Genomic DNA, 21,503 nt, shown 5'->3' on the forward strand with positions numbered 1-21,503 from the left:
CTTTTGATTGGTGAGGCTGATAATATCAGGCCTCGTTTGCCCAAGGAGAGCGACCACCGCGATCACACCATGTCATTCGCTGCAGGCGCATGAAATGCAAGCCAAAATAGAAAAGCGGTCACTCGAGATGGATGAATGAGGCCTCAGGAGGCGTCCCGTTCGAATATGGAGCATGCTTTCTTCACACCCCACAGAACACTCAGACGTTTTTATGTTTTGCAGGGGCTCTGCCTCGCCTTCACCGTTCGTGAAAAGAAGTTGGAGCAAGTACGCTCCAAGGCGATCGGCTTCAGTTAGCGTTCAGTGATTTGGACGACAACGATGAGTGTCCGCCCGAAACCAATTCATCTATGAACTTCGAAAACAACTCACCTTGAGATCGGATCTGCAGTTTTGAATAAACATTCCTTCGGTGGATACGCACAGTGCCGGGGGAAATTTCGAGGATGCGCCCCACAGCGTCTGCGGAATGACCTTTGAGCGTGTATTCGACGACCTGGCGTTCTCTTGGTGTCAGGGCACCCTGTCCGAAATTGGTAAAAGCAAGGGCCACGCTTTGATAAAGATCATCATCTGCTACCTCGCCTTCAACAGATCCAAACCGGTTGGCAAGATCGTCCCAGTGTCTTTTGCATGTCGCCTGCACAATGGGCCAAAACTCATTGAGTTGTCGGAAATCCTTGGCTGAAAAAGCCTTTTGCTCACGCATCACGGAAACAACCACACTGGCGGATTCAGGAAGCCGGATCACAAAGCCCATTTCTTCCGCAAGCCCGGTTCGGGCATAATAGCTGCGATAGTATTCGCCCTGAAAAAACCTGTCCGGTGCCAGATCGCGAATTCGATGCAGTCCGGGAACGAAATCGGTCTCGCAAACAAGATAAAATGGGTCAAGCAAGTATGGGCCTTCCTGATAGTCCTCAACAAAGACCTTGCGCTTATTTTTTGGGAAATCGTCATACAAATCCAAAGGGCGGGCTTGGCCAAAATATCCAAATACAACAGTGTAATCGAACGGGGTGATCTGCCTCAGCGTATCAGACAAGGTTTGTGCAAAGCTCTCTGAGCCGATAGCGTCAATGAGCGTGCCGGTTGCTTCGTACAAAGCTTTCATGATCCTCCTCCGCGCCCTGCTATTCAGATTGATATACTAAAAACATGGTATATACACTGAAACAAGTTTTTCTTACAGTTTTTCCAATATAGATAGTAGTCAACAAATCGGAAAAAGATAGAAATAAATGGAAAACGGGGGATATGTTGGCGAGGTTGAGCCAGCTGGCAAAAAACCGATCGCAGAACTGCGTGGAGTGACAAAGCGCTTTGGCGAAGTGTTGGCCGCCAGTGATTTGAACCTTTCGATTGCCGAGGGCGAGTTCCTTTCCTTTCTAGGCCCGTCCGGATGCGGCAAGACAACAGCTTTGAGGATGCTGGCAGGTTTCGAAACCCCCACCGAAGGGGATGTGTTGCTGGATGGAAAGGTGGTGAACACGCTCGAAGCGCACCACCGTCCGGTGAACATGGTGTTTCAGCAATATGCATTGTTCCCACATATGACCGTGGCGCAAAATATCGGGTACGGGTTACGCCAGATCCGCCCGCGCATACCAAAGGCAGAGATTTCGGAACGGGTGAGCAAAGCCCTTGATGTGGTGCAACTGGCAGGCTTTGAGGATCGCAAGATCTGGGAGATGTCAGGCGGCCAGCAACAGCGCGTGGCCCTGGCCCGCGCTATCATCAATGAGCCCAAACTCCTGTTGCTGGACGAACCCATGGCCGCGCTTGATCGCAAGTTGCGTAAGGAGATGCAGATCGAACTGCAGGATCTGCAACGCCAGTTGGGTATCACCTTTGTACTGGTGACACACGACCAGGAAGAGGCACTATCGATGAGCGATCGCATTTGCATCATGCGGGACGGCAGAATTGTGCAGATCGGTAGCCCGCAAGAGTTGTATGATCGCCCAAATTCTCGCTATGTCGCTGATTTTGTAGGCACGTCCAACTTCTTTAATGGCAAACTTCAGCGTTCGACGGACGGCTTGTCTGAGGTGCTTCTGGACAATGGAATGCGGATACAGGGCATGCCCGGTGATGGTCTTGTCGACGGGCAGGAGGTGTGCGTTAGCGTGCGCCCTGAACAAATGAAACTGCGCCGTCAGGGCAAAGGTCTTGAGGTCGAAGTCCACAACCGAATTTTTCTTGGCGAACACACTGAATACCTGGTGACGCACGAAACCCTTGGTGACTTCCTCGTACTCGCTCCGCGTCAGGCGGACCTTAGCGAAGGTGCTTTTGCCGTCCGCGACAAAGCCCTGGTCTCGTGGGAGACATCGGCGGCGCTCATTCTCGACCGAAATTAACGACGTCCACAACAACCATGCAAAAGGGAGTAAAGAAAATGACAAAGACCATCGACCATATCTCCAAGAAGGAGTTCATGGAGAAGCTGGAAAGCTACCGGAAAGGCTCAATCACGCGGCGCCATTTCCTGAATGTAACCGGCCTTGGTGCGGCAGCGGCTGTGATGGGGGCCTCGGTGCCCGGTTTGCGCCCACAACCTGCATATGCTGGCGATATTGGTGATCGCGTGGTTCTGGCTACATGGCCGAACTATCATGATCTGGCCAACTTTGACGCCTTTACTGAGGCGACCGGCGCACATGTGCAGGTCAACGTCTTTGGCTCGAACGAAGAAATGCTAGCCAAGTTGCAGGCCGGTGCCACCGGTTGGGATGTCTATGTGCCCACCAACTACACGTTTGAAGATTACGTCAAAGAGGATCTGATCGAACCGTTGGATACGTCGATGTTGCCGAACTATGATGCGTCGGCCTTTGATGCGCGCTACGCCGAGGCAGGTTCAGTCAACGGTAAGCTCTATGGTGTTCCCAAGAACTGGGGATCGACCGGCATGGCCGTCAACACTAAGCACAATGGTGGAAATGCGATTTCATCATGGCGAGAGTTCTTTGATATCACCATGGGCAAGTTCTCGGGTCGTACCATCGTGCACGACTATCAGCTGACCACGATTGGCAGCGCCCTGAACGCCTTTGGCTATTCGTTCAATTCGGTTGACGAGAAAGAGCTGGCCGATGCCGAGAAACTGCTGATTGACGTGAAGCCACATCTGTTTGCCATTACGTCGGACTATCAGCCGGGTATGCGTAATGGGGATGCCTGGTTGACCATCTGCTGGTCCGGCGACGGCAAGCAGCTGAACACCGACATACCCGAGATCGCCTATGTGCTTGGCAAAGAGGGCGGCGAAATCTGGAGCGATTACTGGGCGATCCCCAAAAGCTCCGAGCGCAAGGCAGCGGCCTATGCGTTGATCAACTTCATGCTGGATCCGAATGTTAACGTCAAAGAAGTGCTGGCGCACGGCTATCCGACGGCAGATTCCCGAACATATGATCAACTGCCCGAAGAGTTGAAGAATGATCCGATTATCTTCCCGGCTCAGGAGCTTTTGAGCCCACTGGAATTCGGGGCCGCAGTCACTCTGACCGATCCGAACCGCGCCGAGCTGATGGCTCGGTTCAAGTCGGCCTGATCTGAACTAAGGTGAAGACAACATGACGAATAGAACACGCAACTGGTTGTTGTTGGCACCTGCGGGAACTTGGTTCCTCGTGATGCTGATCATTCCGTTAACAGTTGTCTTCATCTTTAGCTTTGGAGAGCGAGCCTCGTCAGGTGGCGTTGAGCTCGCTCTCACTTTGGAACAATACACCAACCTTCCTGCACGCTGGGCAGCGTTCAAAAATACGATGACGTTGGCGCCGTTAGGAACCATGGCGGCGCTGCTTATCGCCTATCCCCTGGCTTACTTTCTCGCTGTCAAAACGACTCCGAGGTGGAAAACCATCCTGTTGGTTCTGGTGATCGTGCCATTCTGGACGTCGATCCTGATCCGCAGTTACGCTTGGATTTTCCTGCTGGGTGGACGCGGGATACCTGCCTTGTTCGAATGGGTCGGAATTGAGGGACTACGCCTAATCAACACGCCGTTTGCGGTGCTGGTTGGGATTATCTATGGGTATCTACCGCTGATGGTGTTCCCAATCTATGTCAGCCTCGACAAACTCGACAAACGCCTGCTCGAGGCGTCGTCTGATCTGGGCGCAAAGCCGTGGAAGACCTTTCTTCAGATCACGCTCCCGCTTTCGGTGCCCGGCATTGCGACTGGTTGCATGCTCGTCTTTATCCTGTTGATGGGCGAATACCTGATCCCGGCTCTGCTGGGCGGTGGCAAAGTGTTCTTTGTTGGCAATGCACTGGTCGACCTGTTCCTGCAGTCACGCAACTGGGCCTATGGGTCGGCGGTTGCTGTCACCCTTGTGGTCGTCATGCTGATTACCGTCACGATCTACATGCGGCTGATTAGCCGCCTCGGCGCAAGCCGTGAAGACGTATCGATTATGTGAGGCTATGCGATGAGACTGTATGCAATCTGCGTTTACCTTTTTCTCTACATTCCTATCGGTGTCATCGCCCTGTTCAGCTTTAACGCCGGTCGACACGCGAGCCAGCTTCAGGGGTTCTCAACCAAATGGTATGGCAAGGCGCTGTCCAATCCGTTCGTGATGGACGCGCTGGAAACCAGCCTGATCGTGGCATTTTGTTCGGCGCTGTTTGCCAGCGTCTTTGGCACCATGGCCGCCGTCGCCCTGCAGGGCATTCGTGGTCCCGTGCGAGCTACCTTTGATCTGCTGATCTATGTTGCGGTGATGATCCCCGGCATTGTAATTGGGATCGCCACTTTGATCGGGCTGGTCACCGTATTTGACCAACTGAACCCGCTGATTGCGGCGATTTGGCCGGACGGGTTCAAGCCGCCAAAGCTGCGCATGGGCATCGGCTCGCTGATCGCCGCCCACACGATGTTCCTGATGGCGCTTGTGGTAATTATCGTACGGGCACGGCTCGCGGGGATGGATCGCGCGCTGACCGAGGCCTCTTCGGATCTCTACGCCACGCCGATGGGAACGTTCCGACAGGTGACATTGCCGATGATCTTTCCGGCCATCCTGGCGGGTTTTTTGCTGAGCTTCACCTTTAGCTTCGACGACTTCATCATCGCGTTCTTTGTGGCGGGCTCAGAAACGACGCTGCCGATCTATGTGTTCTCATCCATCCGACGCGGTGTGACACCTGAAATCAACGCGATTGGAACGATGGTGATGGGCGTGTCTCTGTTACTGCTGATTACCGCCCAGTTGTTGCTGCAACGCGGAGGTAAAAAGTCCCGATGACCCTTGCAGAAAAATCTCTTAAGGCCCGACCTTTTCCGATACTCGGCGGCAAGGTTGTTCTGGTGACAGGCGCCGGATCAGGAATTGGCCGGGCAGGGGCAATGGCCATGGCCCGTCATGGCGCCAAAGTTATTGTGACAGATCTGGACGCCGACAAGGCTGCGCATGTGGTCGAAGACTTACATGGCGAGGGGCTGGTGGCGGCCTCGAGAGGGCTAGATGTCACCGACGATCAGGCAGTCAAAGCCGAGGTCGACAGAGTCGTCAAAGCTTACGGGCGCCTTGATGTCCTGCACTCTCACGCTGGCTATCAGGTTGAAGGCAACCTTGAGCAGGTGCCCGTTGAAGGTTTGGACATGTCCTGGCGATTGAACGTGCGGTCGCATTTTATCGCGGCTCGCGCTGCGGTGGGTCCCATGCGCGAGCAGGGAGGTGGCAGTGTAATCATCACTTCGTCAAACTCGGGTGTGCAATACGACCGCGAAATGATTGCCTATGCCACTACCAAGCATGCAGTGGTCGCCATGACCCGTCAGATGGCCGCAGATTATGCCAAACACAATGTTCGTTTTAACGCCCTGTGTCCGGGTTTTATCGACACGCCGTTTAACGCCGGTTTCGAAGTGCAAATGGGCGGGCGCGAAAAGCTAGAAAACTACGTGTCTGAAACCATTCCGATGGGACGCTGGGGCACGACCGAAGAAATGGCCGATTCAATCCTGTTTCTGGCCTCCGACATGTCCACCTTTATGACGGGCCATGCGCTGGTCATCGATGGCGGAGAATGCATCTGAACTTCTGTACGGAGCACCAATATGACCAATAGCCTCAAGACACCCAATGGCCGCCTCGCGGGAAAAGTTGCCGTGATTACAGGGGGAGCCACTGGAATGGGGCGGGCCACCGCGCTGATGTTTGCCGAAGAAGGTGCCAAGGTCAGCATCTTTGATATCAAGAATGAAGAGGGTCGGAAAACAGTCGACATGATCCGCGACACAGGTGGTGAGGCGGCATTTTTTCATGCTGATGTCACCAAGGACGCCGAGATCAATGCTGCCTTTGACGCTGCCCTTGAAGCCTTTGGACCCTATAATGTCCTGTTCAATCACGCAGGAACCATCATCGTCAAAGCGATGCATGAAACCAGCGAAGAAGAATATGACTGGTTGATGGATGTAAACGTGAAATCGGCCTTTCTGACCTGCCGTCGTGCGGTTCAGGACATGAGCGCAAATGGCGGCGGCTCAATCGTGATTACTTCGTCTATTGCGGCTGAACTGGGCTATGCGTTGGAGTCAGTCTACTGCATGTCAAAAGGCGCGGTTCTTCAACTGGCGCGCACGATCTCAACCGAATATCGCGATGCGGGCATCCGGTGTAACGCGGTCTGCCCTGGGTTTGTTGAAACGGCGCATGGCCTCAAGGAAATAGCAGAGTTGGACGCCGCCGGACAGGAATGGGAAGACTCTGGGATGGCGGCAACGCAGGGACGCATTTGCTATCCAGAGGAAGTGGCCGCGGCGGTGGTTTTTCTTGCATCTGATGAGGCCAGCTTTGTGAACGGCAATGCAACCTATGTTGACAACGGCTGGTACGCAAAAGGTTAAATGCCAAGCGAATAGGACAATCATGACCATCGGACTTTGAGTTGCACGATCACTTTGGCGGCGCAGCGAATGGCTGGATCGGTGGAGCCGCAATGCGGCGAGAACTTTCACGACGAATGACTGCAATGGGCCGGATGCGGCTTCTGGAGCATTTCAGCCGAAGGTCGGGAAAGTCCGCAACTCAGACATCGACGTACCAAAGTTCGCTGCGCTTTGAATGAATGGCCGCTTTTCTTTCTGCGACGCAGCTGGTGACTTCGGCGAATAGTTTGTTGCGCCTGCTTGGTTCAGAGATGGAGCACTTCCGCTTTGGGCTCGAAGCAGTCATTCGCGGCACTCGGCGTGAACGACCGCTTTGCGGACAAAACGGCCTTTCGCAACAACACTCTTAAGGTACAAGCAGACCGAGTTAACTCCGTTCCTTCCAGTATGAAAGTATCGTGCAAGTTTACGCAAAGATCGTTTCAACGGATGCAGCTAAACGAACTAAAATTTCAAGATTTTTGCGCGACAATATAGCGGCTCTGGAGCATTGAGGCTTGATCAGAAGTATAATGCACGTCGAAGCCTGCGGACGCGATTTTCCTTTCAAGCATTGATCCAGACACAAAATGCACAAACGGGGCTTTCCCAAGAGCCTGCATGACTGGGATGGCGATCCGACTGATCATCGCATACTTGAAACCACCGCTCTCAGGTGCGCAGACGGTTTTGGATATAAAAAGCCCACCGGGTTTTGTAAGCGCGGAAATGTGCTCGAGCGCTTGGTCCAAATCGGGCAGAAGATGAAGCAAATTATGCGCCAAGATCGCATCGTAAGAACCTTCATCTAAACCGTGCTCAAGAACTTCAGCCACCTTGAAAGTGACGTTCTCCAATCCTTCTTTAGCACGCTTCTCATCGGCAATCTTGATCATGCCCGGAGCGAGATCCGTGGCAGTGACATGGGCGACATGCGGTGCAAGCAGCAGCGCGGTTGAACCCGTCCCGCACCCGATTTCCAGTACGATGTCCTCCGCTTTCAGGTAGGACTTCGTAAGCTCGAGTGTTTTCAGATACCCTTCCATGTTGCGGATTGGGTCTGCCGCGTACTTTTGCGAGATTTTGCTCCAGAACGCGGCATCCTTGGACAAAGCAGTCATTTCATTACTCTCAAAAAAGGTTGTTGCCGTATCCTTTACTTCCAAACAATCATTTATGGAATTGCCACAATTTGCAGAAGTGTTATGCATAAATGCATGAACTGGAAGGCAATCAATTTCGACTGGAACCAGGTACGGTCCTTTCTTGCGACAGCCGAAGAAGGCTCGTTTTCTGCAGCGGCACGCGTTCTTGAGCAAACTCAACCCACTGTTGGCCGTCAAGTTGCTGCGCTGGAAACGGCCCTTGACATCACCCTGTTTGAAAGAGTCGGCAAGTCGCTTAATTTGACGACTGCTGGCGCCGAGCTTTTGTTGCATGTCAGAGAAATGGCGGATGTGGCGAACAGGATTTCTCTTACTGCGACAAGCCAGTCGCAAGCTGTTGAAGGGCAAGTCAGGATTACTGCGTCCGATGTGATGTCTGCTTATCAGCTGCCACCTATACTGAAAACGATCCGACTTGCGGCACCGCGACTAGAGATCGACATCGTTGCTGCAAATGACATACGAGACCTACAGCGACGTGAGGCTGATATCGCAATCCGACATGTGCGTCCAACTCAGCCGGATCTGACAGCAAAGCTTGTCGCCGAGGCAACGGCCCATTTTTACGCAGCACCTTCGTACCTTGATCAGGTGGGACGGCCGAAAAATGAAAACGAACTTGCGAAATTGGACTTTGTCGGGTTTGGCGACATCGACACGATGATCGGTTTTCTCGATCCGGCGGGCATTAAAGTAGCACGAAAGAGCTTCAGGATTGGCTCACAAAGCGGGATTGTATCCTGGCAACTGGTGCGCCAAGGTTTTGGCATAAGTGTAATGTCGGATGATGTGGCTGCCTTAACACCTGGTGTGGAGCGCGTGCTCCCCGACCGCGAGCCGTTTAAGTTCCCGATTTGGCTGGCGACACACTCCGAGTTACATACCGCACGAAGGATCAGGTTGGTGTTTGATCAACTGGCGGACCAACTTAGCGCAGGGACCATCAGGTAATCCGGGAGTTCGTTCTATGTCACAGGCTATTTCAACGCTTCACTTGCTATGCGGCAAAGTCGCTTCTGGAAAATCTACGCTGGCAGCGGAACTAGCGAAAAGAGACGCAGTCGTGCTCATTTCGGAAGATGAATGGCTTAGCGCCCTGTTTGGCGACCAGATGAAGTCCCTGCAGGACTACGTGAATTGCGCTTTGAAACTGCGACCGGTCATGGGGCGTCACGTGGCTTATTTGCTGAAGGCTGGCGTTTCAGTGGTTCTCGATTTTCCAGCTAACACAATTGAAAATAGAGCTTGGATGCGCGACTTGCTGAAAGACACTACTGCGCAGCACCACCTTCACTTTTTGGATTTGCCAGATGAGGTTTGTCTGCACCGGCTGCATAAGCGCAACAGAGAAGGCGCGCATGCCTTTGCACCAACAGAAGATCAATATCGCCGTATTGCGCGGCATTTCGTGCCACCATCACCCGAAGAAGGTTTTAACATCATAACTCACCGTCAGTAGCGGCGGCACCAAACATGTTTCGAGCACCTACTCTGCATCGACGGATGAACGACTGCTTTGGGCTCAACGCGGACATCGTAGTCATTTGGTCAGATATCCGCTTATGGACGGATGGCAGACCTAAACTTAAGAAACGTGAATGTCTGCTATGCGAACTATAGGGGCGCTCAAAGAGGTCGCTGAGCAGCAAGATCGTTGTGAAATCGAAGGGCTAAGTCCAGGCGACAGCTGTTCCAACAAGAACTAGTGCCATCCCGGCAGCTTCTTTGACTGAGTACACCTCTTCGAAGAAAAAATGTGAGACTACACCCAAAATTATGACTTCAGCTCCCATTACAGCCACGTAAATCAGCCCCAGTTTTTCATGCCCCAGAGCAGCAACTTCGAATGCGCCGGCTGTCAGTAAGGCAACAGCGATTATGGTTGCCACGCCCAGGCTGGGTAGTGTCCACCATGACTTCATGGCGACCATAGCAATACAATAAAAAAGAGCAGATAGCAGTGCGAGTGCAGCAACCATGTTCATGATTAAATCTCCCTCGATACCAACAAAATATCAGAATGAAACTCATTGAGATGTGACCTAATTCACAAAGCAAATTTCAAATTTGCAGGAGTCAAAACTACAGATATTGTCAGTGGCCTAATAGGACGTTTCGTGCTCGGTTTGGTCATTCGCCGAAACTTCGCTAGCGACCGCGAGGCGGACAAAGCTGAAACTCGAAGCAAGCCCTAAGTGCGCCGGCGAGACGGAGCTTCAACAACTCTGTCTCAGGTCTGCATGGTCCAAGGTGTGCTTGGCGCCTCTACCATCTTCTTCCTTGATTACATGCTTGTGCGTGGGCAGCATAAAGGTGGTAGAGTTCAGTACGGCTAATTCCAGATCGACGAATTTACTTTGCGCTTGTTTCGCCTGTGTTGGGAGTAACAGTTGTGGTCAAGGCTTCTCCTGAGATACTTGCTGTTACAGAACGCTGGTTTGAGGCGATCAGGACCCTAAATACGCACGTTTTGAAGGACTACCTTTCCGACTCGGTCGATCTGCGCTTCATTGGAACTGGCGAGAATGAGTTTTGGAAAGGTCAGGTTGTCCGCGATGGAGTCGGCGAATTCATCGGCGAAATGCCAGAGCCGGATGTGTGGGAAGTTCTCGAAGCCGAAGCCTTCGAGAACGGAGAGACGGGCTGGTCTGCTTTTCTACATCGGGTTGGGTTTCCCGGGCTTCGAGATGATTACATCGTCCGCACGGTGCTGGTATTCGTCTTAGAGGGTGCGTCATGGAAGATCATTAATCGTCACGCCTCTCTTCCCTACCCAAATATAGATTTTGTAGGTAGCGAACAGTTAGCCATTCAAACTCTTGTGAAAGCTGCGCTCGAAGAAGGTCCGGAATTGCTTCAGGCAGAAGGTTTGGCCTCGGTGCTGTTTACTGATGTCGAAGGCAGTACGATGCTCGCGGCGGCCATGGGAGATCAGGGTTGGTCGGCGTTGATAGATCAGCATTTTCAGACTGTTGAGAGTATTGTCGCAACACATCGGGGGCAATTCGTGAAGTCGCTGGGAGACGGGACATTGTCCAGTTTCCAATCAGCGACTGAAGCGCTTCTGGCGGCGATCAAAATACAGGAAGCCGTGGCTTTGAGCGATGTGGAACCGCGCTTGGGCCTACGAGTTGGCATTCATACCGGCGACGTTGTTTTGGCGCGTGGCGACTTCTTCGGAACCGTGGTCAACAAAGCGGCTCGCATAACTTCATCGGCCAATCCGGGTGAAATTCTAGTGTCGGATGTGACGAGAGCCATAGTTGGGGGAAATCACGAGTTCAAATTTGCGGCCGCACGATCTTTGGTCCTCAAAGGACTTCCAGATGATCACACAGTCTACCGTTTGCAATGGAGGCGATAGCTGCTCGCTGGGTATGACCTCGAAGATCAGCCCCGCCCCCGGGGGATAATTCAATCAAATTGCCCTTTTCGCGGAATGCCCTTGCAAAGTGAACACACCCACTCCGCAGTTCCATCAATTGGCCTGCCCTTGCTCTTTAAATCACGGTGGGAAACAACCTGCTGATCGCGGCAAAATGGACAGGTAGCAAGGGCAAAGAAATCCGGAATATGGGTGACTTTCTTAGGTACGGGGTTGCAAACCATTTGGCACTCAGCAGTGAATTATTCCCTGTTGGCTATCACATATCGCCGTTTTTCTCCACGTCTGCTTTGGGCTCAATGCAGTCTTTCGCTGCACTCGGCATGAGCGACCGCTTTGCGGACAAAGCAGACACGGGCAATAAAAAACCGCGTTGCCTTGTTTGAAGGTAGCACTCGATCTAGCCACTCACTTGGATAAACCAAAAATCGTCGTTTTCCAGACAACGCCCGCGCCAGTTCGGGCTGGATAACCATAAGCTTGAAGCTTGAGGTGAAGAGACAAAAACGAAGAACAAATGACCCCGCAAACTGCGGGGCCACGTAAGGGTTTGACAAAAAGGCAACTCAACTTTTTGGGGTTGAGTAGCGGCCTAAGTTAGCTGGCAAGTGCAAGGTTGCACTTGCGACCTTCTTCCATAGCCTTCTTCGTACCGGTTAGGTCCACAATGAAATTTGCGGACTTCTTTGGAAATGCGATCAAGGTCTGTCCTTCGGCCACGGCAGTCGCCATATTTGCGTCCTTTACAACGATATAACCACCAGAGTAGTCATCCGCTAGCTTCTTGCTTTTTATGCCTTTTGCACGACCTTCATACACGAAGTCGTCAATTGCTATTTCTATTTTTTGACGGTTTTTGATGTCGATGTCAGCTTGCGTGAATACTCCCAAGTAACCGTGTTTTTGGTTTTTGGTTAGACCCATTTGCATGACGTTCCCGCTCTCGAAGACTTTTTCTATCAGGCATGTACCAGAGTCGTTGTCAGCATAAACCGTCCAGCCTTCAACCTCACTGTAAATCTCGAAGTTGTCGCTACTTGCCGGAACCGGGTCTTTGGCAGCGGCAACAGTTGCATAAGCGGAGATTGCCACGGCGGCAAAAATGGCAGCATGTTTCATATAGTCCTCCCAAAAAGAAAAAGCGTCGTAAAGCCAATCTCGACGCAACGCAGTCAAATATCGCGATGTGAATTCATTTCAAGTGTGAAAGCGTTTTCCGCAAACAGCTCCTCGAAAAGCACAGGGGAGCGTCAGTGAACGCCTATAGCCTGAAAAAACTCGTAAGCTCTTCTTTCAAAATACAAAGCTTTTGTGGGAGTTTTGATCCAAACTCATGATGGTTTCGTACACATCATACCCCTAACTGCTACCCACGGTCGTCTTCCATCCCTTTAACGACCGTGGGTTTTTTCGCTAATTTCTTTGGTTCGTGTCTGGAAAAGACTAAAGGCTGCGCCGAAAACAGAACTACATATGCTCGTCTATGCATGTACAGAAGTATTTTCCATCACGTGGATTCTTTTTAAATAACTGCTTGGAATAGATCCAAAAAATGGACCAACAGATATAAGCCACTAACCAATTTTGAGAAGGTGCTCGGGAAACTCGCGATCAAAGCTCTCTACCTCGAGGGGTGTTCGCATTGCACGCTCTGACTTTTGAAGCAGTTGGAACTATCAAATATTCAAATTGGATACATAAATAAATCAAGCATCGAAATATCAGAATGCTTCCCGTAGTGAGTGCGGGCATCATTTTGATTACCTAGCACTTTCCTACAGCCCCGCGTTGATCCTATCCCAGGGTAATCGACGCGGGGCATCTGATAAAACCACCTCCGCAAGCAAATACTCTGTAACTTTGTCATTGTTCCAACGCACACTGTTTCTGGATCCTAAAAGAAAACGTAAAAAGTGATCGAACTAGGTTAGCTTCCCGCCCTACTCGGGCTGGACGCGGTTACTCGTCGCATCCAACCTTAACTTAAATTTGTGAGCAATGCAGACGCCAACGGCTTGCTTTTGCAGACGACCATTCAAGTATGACCGGAGTTCATCTTGCGATAGTCAGAGGGCGTCAGCCCCGTCACCTTCCTGAATGCGCGGCTGAAGTTGTTTGCGGTTTCATATCCTAGCATGGAGGAGATACTGGAGACTGTCTCGCGCGTATCCGTTAGGAGTTCCTCGGCCCTTGCTACCCTAACATCGTTGACGATTTCGCGAAAACGAACCCCTTCGCTTGCTAACTTCCGTTGTAGTGTGCGAACGCCAAGATCGAGCGAACGCGCGGTGGCATCAATCGACATTTCCTCCCGATGAAGTTGTTGCCAAACCACCTCTTCGACTTGTCCTCGAAGTGTTTGGGGGGGGCCGCCCAATCGTTCACGAGAAATATCTCCGACAGTTGTCGAGCCGCCGCTAAGTTTTTTGGGCGTGGCTTCGGCTCGCAAAGTCGATGCATCAAACTCAACCCCAAGCCGGTTGGCGTTCCAGATTACAGGACAAGCGTAGGTGTCTTCTGCCTCGACAAATCCAGGAACCTTTGGGAAGTCCAAGAGCACGGCCGATGGCTTCCAGTCGTTTCCTAAATACGCGCGGAATATGCTCAGAAAAACCCCAACGGCCGAGAAACCGATGTCCGGATACGCGAAATGCGAGCGAAGTCCAAAACGATAACAGTAACGCGCGTTAGTGCCCGAAGTTTCAAGCCACGCGCGATCCGTGGACGAATGAAATGGCATAACGGCAGAAGCTCGTATTAGCGCTGCCCCCAGCGTTGGAGCAGAAAGAACGTAATTCCCCCAGGCGCCGTAATCAGCGACGGTGAGATAAGGTGACCACAACAATCCGATGTTTTGTTGTCCCGCGGATCGTGCGGCTTCGTGCACAAAGGTCACCAAGGCATGCTCCGAGATGTAACCGCCTCTTTCCTCAATGAAGTGAACAGGAAGATCGGCCGAGTCAAAAGCCCGCAACAGGCGCCTTTCCCCAGCGGCCTCAAGAACAAACTGGGGCATCGCGCCCAAGGCCTTGGCCGAAATCATCGGTGGTAGGTTCAATCCGTCAACCCGCTTGTTCGTCCGCGTGTCGTGAAATGATACGCATCGGCTGATCGGATGTGCAAGCTTTCCAAAAACAGCAGGGAGCATTGCGCCATGAAAATACTTGGACCATCACACAGCGGTTTGTCGACGCATCTTTTTGGCGTGGCGCTTATTGTGGGTATTTCTTCCTCGCCAGTTCTTTCCCAGTCCTTCAATGACACGGGTGACATCCTTGCACGATCAGCCGAAGTCGAGGACATCGAGTACAAGATCATGGTGCAGCGCGCCACTCAGACTGCAATCTGGGGAATGCCCGCCGCTGGTATGATCGATTTTCTGAAGGGCATTCGCCGCGACCTCGGTGGCGACTACAACGACATCATTTATCTCAATAAGCCGTTCGATTCCAAACATGGGTTTCTTACGGCTAACGATGTTACGGCCTATGCTTGGGCTTCAATGACCTCCGAACCCGGTCCCCTTGTCATTGAAGTGCCCGCTGCCACCGACAAGGTTAACTACTTCGGTACAATCGTGAATGCTTGGGATGTTCCTATCGTGGACGTTGGTCCCGATGGTTTCGATGAAGGTTCCGGCGGCAAGTACCTCATGCTACCTCCAGGCTACGAATGGGATATGTCCCTAGAGGAATTAACTGAAGCAGGATACCTTCCCTTTGAAACAGATACCTACGAATATGGGTTTTCGTTCCGGCCAAAACTGAAGAATGGCGGAACGGACACCGATGCGGCCGACTACGCTCAGACGATCAAAGTGTACTACCTGTCTGAGGCTGACAATCCACCACCCAACAACTTTCTGGAAGCGTCAGAAGTGCCGTACGACTCGCTTCCATACTACAACGAGTCCTTCTTTCAGGATTTGAACGACTACGTTCAAAACAACCCCGTCAGACCACAAGACAAGGTCATGGTAAATTTCCTGAAGGATCTCGGGATCGAAAAGGGAAAACCTTTCGAGCCATCGGAAATTCAGATGCAAGCAATGAATGAGGGTTTGTTGTTGGCGTATGCCTCAATGCAGAACTACTTTGTAACGCCCGGCAAAGCCATGATTCCGCTCTGGGTCGACGATAGCGGCGAGATGAAAAGCCAGTGGCTGATATGGGACTTTGCCGAAGGTCAACCCGAGGCAGGTTTCCCGTATGAGACTGAGACCGAAGTCCTTGTGGATGCGCGTGCGGGCGGCAGCTACTTCTGGATCACGTACCTGCCGAAACAACTCGGTGGCGGTACCTTTTATCTGACGGGCCTTCGCGACAGCGACGGCGAAATGTACGACCACAATCAGACTTACAGACTTAACGTGCCAGCAGACACACCTGCCGACGATTTCTGGTCCGTGATTGTTTATTCGATGGAGACCAAGAGCTTCATCCGGAACGTTGATCCAGTGGGCCTGTCCGAGCGCGACACTGATGCGATGCAAGCCAATGAAGACGGTTCTTACGACATCTTTTTTGGACCAGAGGCACCGGAAGGGATGGAAAGCAACTGGATACCAACCACAGAGCCGTACTTCCTTTTGTTCCGTCTATATGGGCCGCAAGACGGATGGCTGGAGAGTGGCTGGATGCTGGGCGATCTAGAAAAAGTAAACTGATCAAAAAAAACAGAAATTCCCAATGGAGCGAACAATGAAAACAAAGTCGTTAGCTGTGCTGACTGCCCTGGTACTCGCATCGCATTCTTCAGCCCAAGAATTCAAAGCCGACGTGCCTGAGAATGTTCTTACACCAGACAAGGTCGAGACCCAGACGCTTGGTGATCTGGAATTCTTCGATGGCATGCCATCACCTGAGACGGTGGCGAAAGTCTTCGACAACCTTGATCTGATCAGAGCAACGACGGCTTTCCTGGACGGCATGAAGATCGCTTCGCTTCGGGCTATGTTTCAGGGATACGAAGACTTGGGCGTCAATCCTAATGACGTCGTGATTGCAGAAGACCTGCTGGATGCGCGGTCCATCTGGCTGACGCCCAATACAACCACAATCTACATTGGTTCGAATGTCGATATCTCGGATGGCCCGATGGTGATTGAGGTTCCGGCAGGCCTGCTTGGGTTGCTTGATGACGCCGCGTTTGACTATGTGACGGATATCGGGGCGCTCGGCGCGGATAAGGGAGAAGGTGGCAAGTATCTACTTTTGCACAACGACGATGAAACGCCGGTGCCCGAGGGCTACTTCGAACTACGCACAAAGACATATGAGCACTGGTTGTTGCTAAGACGCTCGCCAGACGCAGACGGAGATACGGCTGGCCCGGTTGCCGAGATCAAGGCGGGTCTGAATATCTATCCGCTTAGTGAAGCGGACAATCCTCCAGCGGAAACTTTCCTGAATATCTCCGGTGTTCAGCACAACACTGTTCACGCGAACAACGAAGACTTTTTTGAAGAGATCCACGTCGCGCTCGAAAACAATCCAATTGGTGCGTTCAGTCCGGAAATTGTAGGAACGTTTGCTTCCATAGGGATCAGGAAGGGCGAGCCCTTCGAACCCGATGCCCGTATGCAGACCATTTTCAAGGAGGCAGCAGCGATAGCAAACGCCACGGCGCGAGCGATTACGTATGCCTCGCGCGATCCGGGAGTTTTCTTTTATGAAGACCGGCAATGGAACTCACCGTTTCAACGTCAGAGCTATCTGTTTCTTGAGGACGGCGCACGCATCCTCGATGACCGTTCATACTTTTTCTATATGGCGACGGGCATAACGCCTGCGATGACCTCGCCACCGGTCGGTACGGGGTCTGTCTATGCGATGACGGCGCGAGACAACAACGGACAGTACCTGGATGGCTCAAAAACCTACAAAGTAACGCTCCCGGCACCCGTTCCCGCGAAAAGCTTTGCGTCGTTTATGTTGTATAGCGGACAGACACGGTCGATCCTTGAAACTGACCAGCAATCCGGTGGTATCGACTCTAATCGACCGGGGATAAAGCCGAATGAGGATGGGAGTACCAGCATCTATTTTGGCCCGGAAGCCCCAGAAGGTTGGGAGAACAACTGGGCGCAAACCATGCCCGGGCAAAGCTTCAACGTGATGATGCGCCTCTACGGACCGCTCGAGCCTTGGTTCGATAAGACCTGGCGTCCTGGTGATCTGGAACTGGTAGAATAAAGCGACAGCTGCGACTATCGGGCGACGCTACTTTTTGGCGTCGTCTGGCATTTTCTTCGGTGTCCGTTTTGGGCTCGAAGCCGTCTTCCGAACTTTTTTGATTAACGTCAGCTTTCGGGCCATTTGCAGACACTGATTCCCATGCGGTTTGGATCGCGAGGTCACGCATTTTGCGGATACGTCACACCTTTTCTTCTCGGTGTATTTAGTATCAATAACTTAGCCTTGACACTTGTCACGCTTTCCGGGGCTGTGACCACATACTTCCAAACTCTGAACCATCAGATTCTCAATTGTAGAAGCGGACCGAAATTCCTCGTGCCGCAGTGAGCAATTGAGGTTGATATGCCCAAGTTGACACAGGATCAGCTGGCGGAGCGGTGGCACATGTCGCCGCGGACGCTGGAGCAGTGGCGGTGGCTCGGAAAGGGTCCCAAGTTTTTGAAAATCGGCGCGCGCGTGCTGTACGACGAAGGCGTGATCGAAGCCTACGAAGAGGCGCAGATCTGCCAGAACACATGCGGACCGATTTCCGGGGAGGGTGCCTGATGGCCAAGTCCTTCCCCGCACACAAAGTCAAATCGCACCTTGTCTACACGGTCTGGGAGGCGGCGGACGTCTTAGGCTGTCATCGCCAGACCGTCATTCGCTGGATTCGGAACAACGGACTTGCAGGCGATACAAGCAGAAAACCGTGGTTGATCGAAGGACATGTGCTCAAGGAGTTCCTGGGGCACAAGCAAAGCAAGGCGCGGTGCAAGCTGCCACTGCATCACTGCTACTGCCTCAGTTGCAGAGGTTCGCGTGAACCCGACGGCAAGATTGCGGATTACGTTCAGGAAACGGCTTCCAGCGGCCGCCTAACAGCCCTCTGTCCGACGTGTGGTGCGGTTATGAACAAGATCATTCGCCGTTCAGATCTGGAGGCCGTTCAGGCCAAACTGGAGGTCACACTTCAACAAGCCTCCCCAAGATTAGTGTCCTGTACCGAACCCCATTCAAAAGTCACCTTGAAAATGGAGCCCGAGACCCATGTCAAAACACACCTCGGATAATCTGCGCATCAAGCGCAAACATCTTCTGTGGCTGAAGGACGCAAAGGGTCTGTCGCAGTCTTCTATCGACAAAGCCGCAGCGTCGATTGCCGCCTATGACAAATGGCTCAAAGGCAAGGACTACAGGGCGTTTCATTCAGAGCGGGCACGTGCGTTCAAACGCCATCTACAAAGTCTGCACAACAACCGCACGGGCGCCCCTCTGTCAGCTGCCACGATCAACGGCGTGTTGCGCGACGTCATGAAATTCTTGGACTGGATGGCGGACCAACCGGGATACAAGTCCAGGATCTCGCGCGCGGACATTGCCTATCTGACGCCGGACCGCAAATCAGAGCAGGCCCGTCGCGGGACCCTTTGGAAGCCGCATCCGTCTCTCGAACAGGTGAGCCATCTGTTGTCGGTCATGCCCGTCGAAACAGTGATCCAACGCCGCGACCGCGCACTGATCGCCTTCCTCTTCCTAACTGGATCGCGTGAAGGTGCTGCTATCACGGTGTTGCTGCGTCATGTCGATCTTGCCAATAAATGCGTCCAGTTTGACGGCCGTTCCGTGGACACGAAGTTCGGAAAGTCGTTCACGACCAGTTTTTTTCCGTTCGGCGATGATGTCGAACAGATTCTGCGGGACTGGATCAAAGAGCTTCGTCAAAACCATCTCTTTTCAGACACAGATCCCCTATTCCCAAAAACCAAGGTCGCCGTCGGGCCATCCAGACGGTTCGAGGCTGTGGGCATTGCACACGAGCCGTGGGCCGGACCATCGTCTGCGGCCAGCATCTTCAAGCAGGCTTTCGTCAGTGCCGGGCTGCCACCGTTCTCGCCGCACCGCGTGCGCGATGCGATCGCTGAACTGGCAAGGCATCACTGCAGGACACCAGAGGACTACAAAGCCTGGTCGCAGAACATCGGCCATGACGACGTAATGACAACGTTCAACTCATATGGCTCTGTTTCGCCTGGCCGACAGGTCGAACTGATGGCACGGTTTCGCCGCCGCGGACCGTTGTCAGACGATGATCAGGTAATCGAGCGTTGATTACTTCTGCGCACAATCACGCGGTCGGGTGCGAGGCGGTATCCGTGCCAAGGAAGGTTTTCGATTAACTCTTCAGGTTTATCAACTGATAGACCAGCGGACTCGAACCCCTTTGCGAGCGTTCTGCGCGCGGTCTGCACTCTCCGCCTCACGGTTTCATCGGACGCAACACCCAATTTCTTGGCGAGTTCTCCAGATTGGATGCATGGATAGTCCATTGGATCGAGCCCTTTGCCAATGGAGCGGAGCCACTCTTCTGCCAAGACCATCAACAGGTCAAAGGTTGCGTTTTTCCTGAACTCAAGACGTTCATCTACCACAATCAATTCGGTTGTTTGGTCGATTTCTATGGTCACCGGTTTCAGCGGTTCAGGGTCATCACCAACAGAAGCGACAGGTAGTGTTGCCAGCCCTACAGAACTCTGCAATGAGCCGAATAACCTTGGGAGGCTCTGCTCAGGAAAGTCCAAAGGTGACTGAGCCCCTGATGCTTTGCGCATAACCGACATAACTGCATTTCCGTGGCGGTTAAGCAGGCGCGTCAGTGTAGATAGCGCAGTTCCCGGCGGGTTATCCAGATAGTTCACTGCTTCAAGAATGATCGGAAAATGCTGCGTCAGTTGTTCAGGCACAGTGTGTTCAAAGAACTGTGCATTCCTTACATACGACAAAGCCATTTCTCGGTCTGTGATGTTGGGGCGCGCGTCTCGTATCAGATCAACGCGATATGCTTCCTCTGAATCAAGATGCTCCAGACCCTTTGAGAGAATTGCAAACCTCCGATCTATGCACTGAGAACACCGACCGCAGTGAGGATACTGCTTCGTTTGGTTGTGCACGTCTGCGCAGCTTCGCGTCTCAACGATTTGGTCTCCCATCCCCAGCTGGGCAATACGATCAACGACATCCGCTTTGGTGCGCCAGAAGAACGGATTGTCGACGCGTGTATCATCTTCGAAGACTTTGCCGAGAAGTTGGCTGAACAAAGTTAGCGTTTGAGGATGTGTGGTCCGCGTCGCGCGTGTGCCAAGGACATTTGCGACTGGAGGCAAGTTCAAACTCACAATGCCATTCTCATGGAAAGAAACCCGGTCGAGTTTGAACGCCTGCGCGGTTACTGCACCCAACACTGCAAACAGAAACGAACGCGTGCGATGCGTTCCCTCCCTCAATGTCCCACGCCTGAGCTGCGCAGTCACTGGAATGTGGCGACACGTGTCGCGTCCAAGTTTGTCAGACAGCGCCTTGTACAAGGTTCTCTGCACGGGCGCGATTTTTGTTGCCGACGAATGACTGACCAACGCGACCCTATGCTTGTGTTCGATGATTTCTTCGACGGCCCCAGCAAAGGAATCCAGGCCGCCGGAAAACATTAGGATGCGGTGTGGTTCCCATGAGCTTTCCGGACCAAACTTGAAGAAGCGAGAACGCTCTGCGTCAGGCTCATCTTTGGCTAAGAAGGAGAACTCAAAACGGTCTCCCGAGAGAAACATCAACGTTTCTTCCAAAGCCAGTAATACGCTCTCTTGGTACCAGAAACCCGGATCGCGGACCGGCATTTCAACAAGAAACCGTCTGTGCCATTTTTTGCCCATTTTCTGATCCGCCGAACCTCCGCGGCTGACGGCGGCATCCGCGCAATAGACAAGGGCGGCAATCTCCAGCAAATCGAGCGCACGGGCCTGCAACCCCTCCACCAACTGCCGGTTTAGTTGTCCAATGCGCAGCGTCATCCCGCCTTCCCGACCATCAATGTCGAGGCGTAAGACTTCATC

Annotated in this window: 21 protein-coding genes; 15 read left to right on the plus strand and 6 right to left on the minus strand. The window is 52.6% G+C overall.

Annotated features, from left to right (window positions below):
* Window positions 1-289: 289 nt before the first annotated feature.
* Window positions 290-1,114: a helix-turn-helix transcriptional regulator gene (locus tag AC2FJF_RS15250; RefSeq protein WP_282169971.1), complete on the minus strand. Its 825-nt coding sequence runs from the start codon at window positions 1,112-1,114 to the stop codon at window positions 290-292.
* A gap of 127 nt (window positions 1,115-1,241) precedes the next feature.
* On the opposite strand from AC2FJF_RS15250, the gene AC2FJF_RS15255 reads away from it, so the two are divergent.
* The 6 genes from AC2FJF_RS15255 to AC2FJF_RS15280 are packed head-to-tail and all read left to right on the plus strand — an operon-like array spanning window position 1,242 to window position 6,868.
* Window positions 1,242-2,363 (plus strand): ABC transporter ATP-binding protein, encoded by a 1,122-nt coding sequence (locus AC2FJF_RS15255; protein ID WP_058277029.1) that lies wholly within the window; start codon window positions 1,242-1,244, stop codon window positions 2,361-2,363.
* Between the two features lie 38 nt (window positions 2,364-2,401).
* Window positions 2,402-3,559 (plus strand): ABC transporter substrate-binding protein, encoded by a 1,158-nt coding sequence (locus tag AC2FJF_RS15260; RefSeq protein ID WP_058277121.1) that lies wholly within the window; start codon window positions 2,402-2,404, stop codon window positions 3,557-3,559.
* Window positions 3,560-3,581: 22 nt separating this feature from the next.
* Window positions 3,582-4,433 (plus strand): ABC transporter permease, encoded by an 852-nt coding sequence (locus AC2FJF_RS15265; protein ID WP_282169970.1) that lies wholly within the window; start codon window positions 3,582-3,584, stop codon window positions 4,431-4,433.
* Between the two features lie 9 nt (window positions 4,434-4,442).
* Window positions 4,443-5,261 (plus strand): ABC transporter permease, encoded by an 819-nt coding sequence (locus AC2FJF_RS15270; RefSeq protein WP_282169969.1) that lies wholly within the window; start codon window positions 4,443-4,445, stop codon window positions 5,259-5,261.
* The gene (locus AC2FJF_RS15275; RefSeq protein WP_058277032.1) at window positions 5,258-6,055 is read left to right on the plus strand and encodes an SDR family NAD(P)-dependent oxidoreductase; all 798 of its coding nucleotides are present in this window, start codon (window positions 5,258-5,260) and stop codon (window positions 6,053-6,055) included. Before AC2FJF_RS15270 ends, AC2FJF_RS15275 begins: the two co-directional genes overlap by 4 nt.
* A gap of 21 nt (window positions 6,056-6,076) precedes the next feature.
* Complete coding sequence (locus tag AC2FJF_RS15280; RefSeq protein WP_058277033.1) at window positions 6,077-6,868, plus strand: SDR family NAD(P)-dependent oxidoreductase; 792 nt, start codon at window positions 6,077-6,079, stop codon at window positions 6,866-6,868.
* 494 nt (window positions 6,869-7,362) lie between these two features.
* Here the strand turns inward: AC2FJF_RS15280 and AC2FJF_RS15285 are convergent, their stop codons facing one another.
* Window positions 7,363-8,010 carry a class I SAM-dependent methyltransferase gene (locus tag AC2FJF_RS15285; RefSeq protein ID WP_496726156.1) on the minus strand — a complete coding sequence of 216 codons (648 nt, stop codon included), beginning with the start codon at window positions 8,008-8,010 and terminating at the stop codon, window positions 7,363-7,365.
* A 96-nt stretch (window positions 8,011-8,106) separates the two neighbouring features.
* Here AC2FJF_RS15285 and AC2FJF_RS15290 point away from each other — a divergent pair, with 96 nt between their 5' ends.
* Together AC2FJF_RS15290 and AC2FJF_RS15295 are read left to right on the plus strand one after the other, a co-directional pair.
* Window positions 8,107-9,006: a LysR family transcriptional regulator gene (locus tag AC2FJF_RS15290; RefSeq protein ID WP_496726157.1), complete on the plus strand. Its 900-nt coding sequence runs from the start codon at window positions 8,107-8,109 to the stop codon at window positions 9,004-9,006.
* Between the two features lie 16 nt (window positions 9,007-9,022).
* Window positions 9,023-9,514: a P-loop nucleotide/nucleoside kinase family protein gene (locus tag AC2FJF_RS15295; RefSeq protein WP_282119692.1), complete on the plus strand. Its 492-nt coding sequence runs from the start codon at window positions 9,023-9,025 to the stop codon at window positions 9,512-9,514.
* A 211-nt stretch (window positions 9,515-9,725) separates the two neighbouring features.
* Here the strand turns inward: AC2FJF_RS15295 and AC2FJF_RS15300 are convergent, their stop codons facing one another.
* The gene (locus tag AC2FJF_RS15300) at window positions 9,726-10,040 is read right to left on the minus strand and encodes a hypothetical protein (protein ID WP_170383373.1); all 315 of its coding nucleotides are present in this window, start codon (window positions 10,038-10,040) and stop codon (window positions 9,726-9,728) included.
* A gap of 392 nt (window positions 10,041-10,432) precedes the next feature.
* On the opposite strand from AC2FJF_RS15300, the gene AC2FJF_RS15305 reads away from it, so the two are divergent.
* Together AC2FJF_RS15305 and AC2FJF_RS15310 are read left to right on the plus strand one after the other, a co-directional pair.
* A complete protein-coding gene (locus AC2FJF_RS15305) occupies window positions 10,433-11,419 on the plus strand; it encodes an adenylate/guanylate cyclase domain-containing protein (RefSeq protein WP_496726158.1) in 987 nt (328 codons plus the stop codon).
* Between the two features lie 146 nt (window positions 11,420-11,565).
* Window positions 11,566-11,826 (plus strand): hypothetical protein, encoded by a 261-nt coding sequence (locus AC2FJF_RS15310; protein ID WP_496726159.1) that lies wholly within the window; start codon window positions 11,566-11,568, stop codon window positions 11,824-11,826.
* Between the two features lie 211 nt (window positions 11,827-12,037).
* Here AC2FJF_RS15310 and AC2FJF_RS15315 read toward each other — a convergent pair whose 3' ends face one another.
* Window positions 12,038-12,559 carry a hypothetical protein gene (locus AC2FJF_RS15315; RefSeq protein WP_010443845.1) on the minus strand — a complete coding sequence of 174 codons (522 nt, stop codon included), beginning with the start codon at window positions 12,557-12,559 and terminating at the stop codon, window positions 12,038-12,040.
* Window positions 12,560-13,475: 916 nt separating this feature from the next.
* Window positions 13,476-14,483, minus strand: a complete 1,008-nt coding sequence (locus tag AC2FJF_RS15320; RefSeq protein ID WP_496726160.1) for an AraC family transcriptional regulator — start codon at window positions 14,481-14,483, stop codon at window positions 13,476-13,478.
* Between the two features lie 72 nt (window positions 14,484-14,555).
* Here AC2FJF_RS15320 and AC2FJF_RS15325 point away from each other — a divergent pair, with 72 nt between their 5' ends.
* From AC2FJF_RS15325 to AC2FJF_RS15345, 5 genes are all read left to right on the plus strand, one after another.
* Window positions 14,556-16,106, plus strand: a complete 1,551-nt coding sequence (locus tag AC2FJF_RS15325) for a DUF1214 domain-containing protein (RefSeq protein WP_496726161.1) — start codon at window positions 14,556-14,558, stop codon at window positions 16,104-16,106.
* A gap of 34 nt (window positions 16,107-16,140) precedes the next feature.
* Window positions 16,141-17,634 (plus strand): DUF1254 domain-containing protein, encoded by a 1,494-nt coding sequence (locus tag AC2FJF_RS15330; protein WP_496726162.1) that lies wholly within the window; start codon window positions 16,141-16,143, stop codon window positions 17,632-17,634.
* A 345-nt stretch (window positions 17,635-17,979) separates the two neighbouring features.
* Window positions 17,980-18,183: a helix-turn-helix transcriptional regulator gene (locus tag AC2FJF_RS15335; RefSeq protein ID WP_170471402.1), complete on the plus strand. Its 204-nt coding sequence runs from the start codon at window positions 17,980-17,982 to the stop codon at window positions 18,181-18,183.
* Window positions 18,183-18,689 (plus strand): helix-turn-helix domain-containing protein, encoded by a 507-nt coding sequence (locus AC2FJF_RS15340; RefSeq protein ID WP_170536295.1) that lies wholly within the window; start codon window positions 18,183-18,185, stop codon window positions 18,687-18,689. Before AC2FJF_RS15335 ends, AC2FJF_RS15340 begins: the two co-directional genes overlap by 1 nt.
* Window positions 18,667-19,728, plus strand: coding sequence for a tyrosine-type recombinase/integrase (locus AC2FJF_RS15345; RefSeq protein ID WP_170536297.1), 1,062 nt, complete (start codon window positions 18,667-18,669; stop codon window positions 19,726-19,728). The genes AC2FJF_RS15340 and AC2FJF_RS15345 overlap by 23 nt, the downstream gene beginning before the upstream one ends.
* On the opposite strand, the gene AC2FJF_RS15350 is transcribed toward AC2FJF_RS15345, so the two are convergent.
* A complete protein-coding gene (locus AC2FJF_RS15350) occupies window positions 19,710-21,461 on the minus strand; it encodes a 7-cyano-7-deazaguanine synthase (RefSeq protein WP_170536299.1) in 1,752 nt (583 codons plus the stop codon). The genes AC2FJF_RS15345 and AC2FJF_RS15350 overlap by 19 nt on opposite strands.
* Window positions 21,462-21,503 lie beyond the last annotated feature (42 nt).

Source organism: Ruegeria sp. CDSB013, assembly GCF_059611165.1.

Bases quoted from the DNA above. Each gene is read 5' to 3' on its own strand.
- AC2FJF_RS15275 (WP_058277032.1), top strand. From the start codon at position 5,258: ATGACCCTTGCAGAAAAATCTCTTAAGGCCCGACCTTTTCCGATACTC.
- AC2FJF_RS15325 (WP_496726161.1), top strand. From the start codon at position 14,556: ATGTGCAAGCTTTCCAAAAACAGCAGGGAGCATTGCGCCATGAAAATA.
- AC2FJF_RS15255 (WP_058277029.1), top strand. From the start codon at position 1,242: ATGGAAAACGGGGGATATGTTGGCGAGGTTGAGCCAGCTGGCAAAAAA.
- AC2FJF_RS15270 (WP_282169969.1), top strand. From the start codon at position 4,443: ATGAGACTGTATGCAATCTGCGTTTACCTTTTTCTCTACATTCCTATC.
- AC2FJF_RS15290 (WP_496726157.1), top strand. From the start codon at position 8,107: ATGAACTGGAAGGCAATCAATTTCGACTGGAACCAGGTACGGTCCTTT.
- AC2FJF_RS15330 (WP_496726162.1), top strand. From the start codon at position 16,141: ATGAAAACAAAGTCGTTAGCTGTGCTGACTGCCCTGGTACTCGCATCG.
- AC2FJF_RS15335 (WP_170471402.1), top strand. From the start codon at position 17,980: ATGCCCAAGTTGACACAGGATCAGCTGGCGGAGCGGTGGCACATGTCG.
- AC2FJF_RS15285 (WP_496726156.1), bottom strand. From the start codon at position 8,010: ATGACTGCTTTGTCCAAGGATGCCGCGTTCTGGAGCAAAATCTCGCAA.
- AC2FJF_RS15350 (WP_170536299.1), bottom strand. From the start codon at position 21,461: ATGACGCTGCGCATTGGACAACTAAACCGGCAGTTGGTGGAGGGGTTG.
- AC2FJF_RS15315 (WP_010443845.1), bottom strand. From the start codon at position 12,559: ATGAAACATGCTGCCATTTTTGCCGCCGTGGCAATCTCCGCTTATGCA.
- AC2FJF_RS15340 (WP_170536295.1), top strand. From the start codon at position 18,183: ATGGCCAAGTCCTTCCCCGCACACAAAGTCAAATCGCACCTTGTCTAC.
- AC2FJF_RS15320 (WP_496726160.1), bottom strand. From the start codon at position 14,483: ATGATTTCGGCCAAGGCCTTGGGCGCGATGCCCCAGTTTGTTCTTGAG.
- AC2FJF_RS15280 (WP_058277033.1), top strand. From the start codon at position 6,077: ATGACCAATAGCCTCAAGACACCCAATGGCCGCCTCGCGGGAAAAGTT.
- AC2FJF_RS15260 (WP_058277121.1), top strand. From the start codon at position 2,402: ATGACAAAGACCATCGACCATATCTCCAAGAAGGAGTTCATGGAGAAG.
- AC2FJF_RS15345 (WP_170536297.1), top strand. From the start codon at position 18,667: ATGTCAAAACACACCTCGGATAATCTGCGCATCAAGCGCAAACATCTT.
- AC2FJF_RS15250 (WP_282169971.1), bottom strand. From the start codon at position 1,114: ATGAAAGCTTTGTACGAAGCAACCGGCACGCTCATTGACGCTATCGGC.
- AC2FJF_RS15265 (WP_282169970.1), top strand. From the start codon at position 3,582: ATGACGAATAGAACACGCAACTGGTTGTTGTTGGCACCTGCGGGAACT.
- AC2FJF_RS15295 (WP_282119692.1), top strand. From the start codon at position 9,023: ATGTCACAGGCTATTTCAACGCTTCACTTGCTATGCGGCAAAGTCGCT.
- AC2FJF_RS15300 (WP_170383373.1), bottom strand. From the start codon at position 10,040: ATGAACATGGTTGCTGCACTCGCACTGCTATCTGCTCTTTTTTATTGT.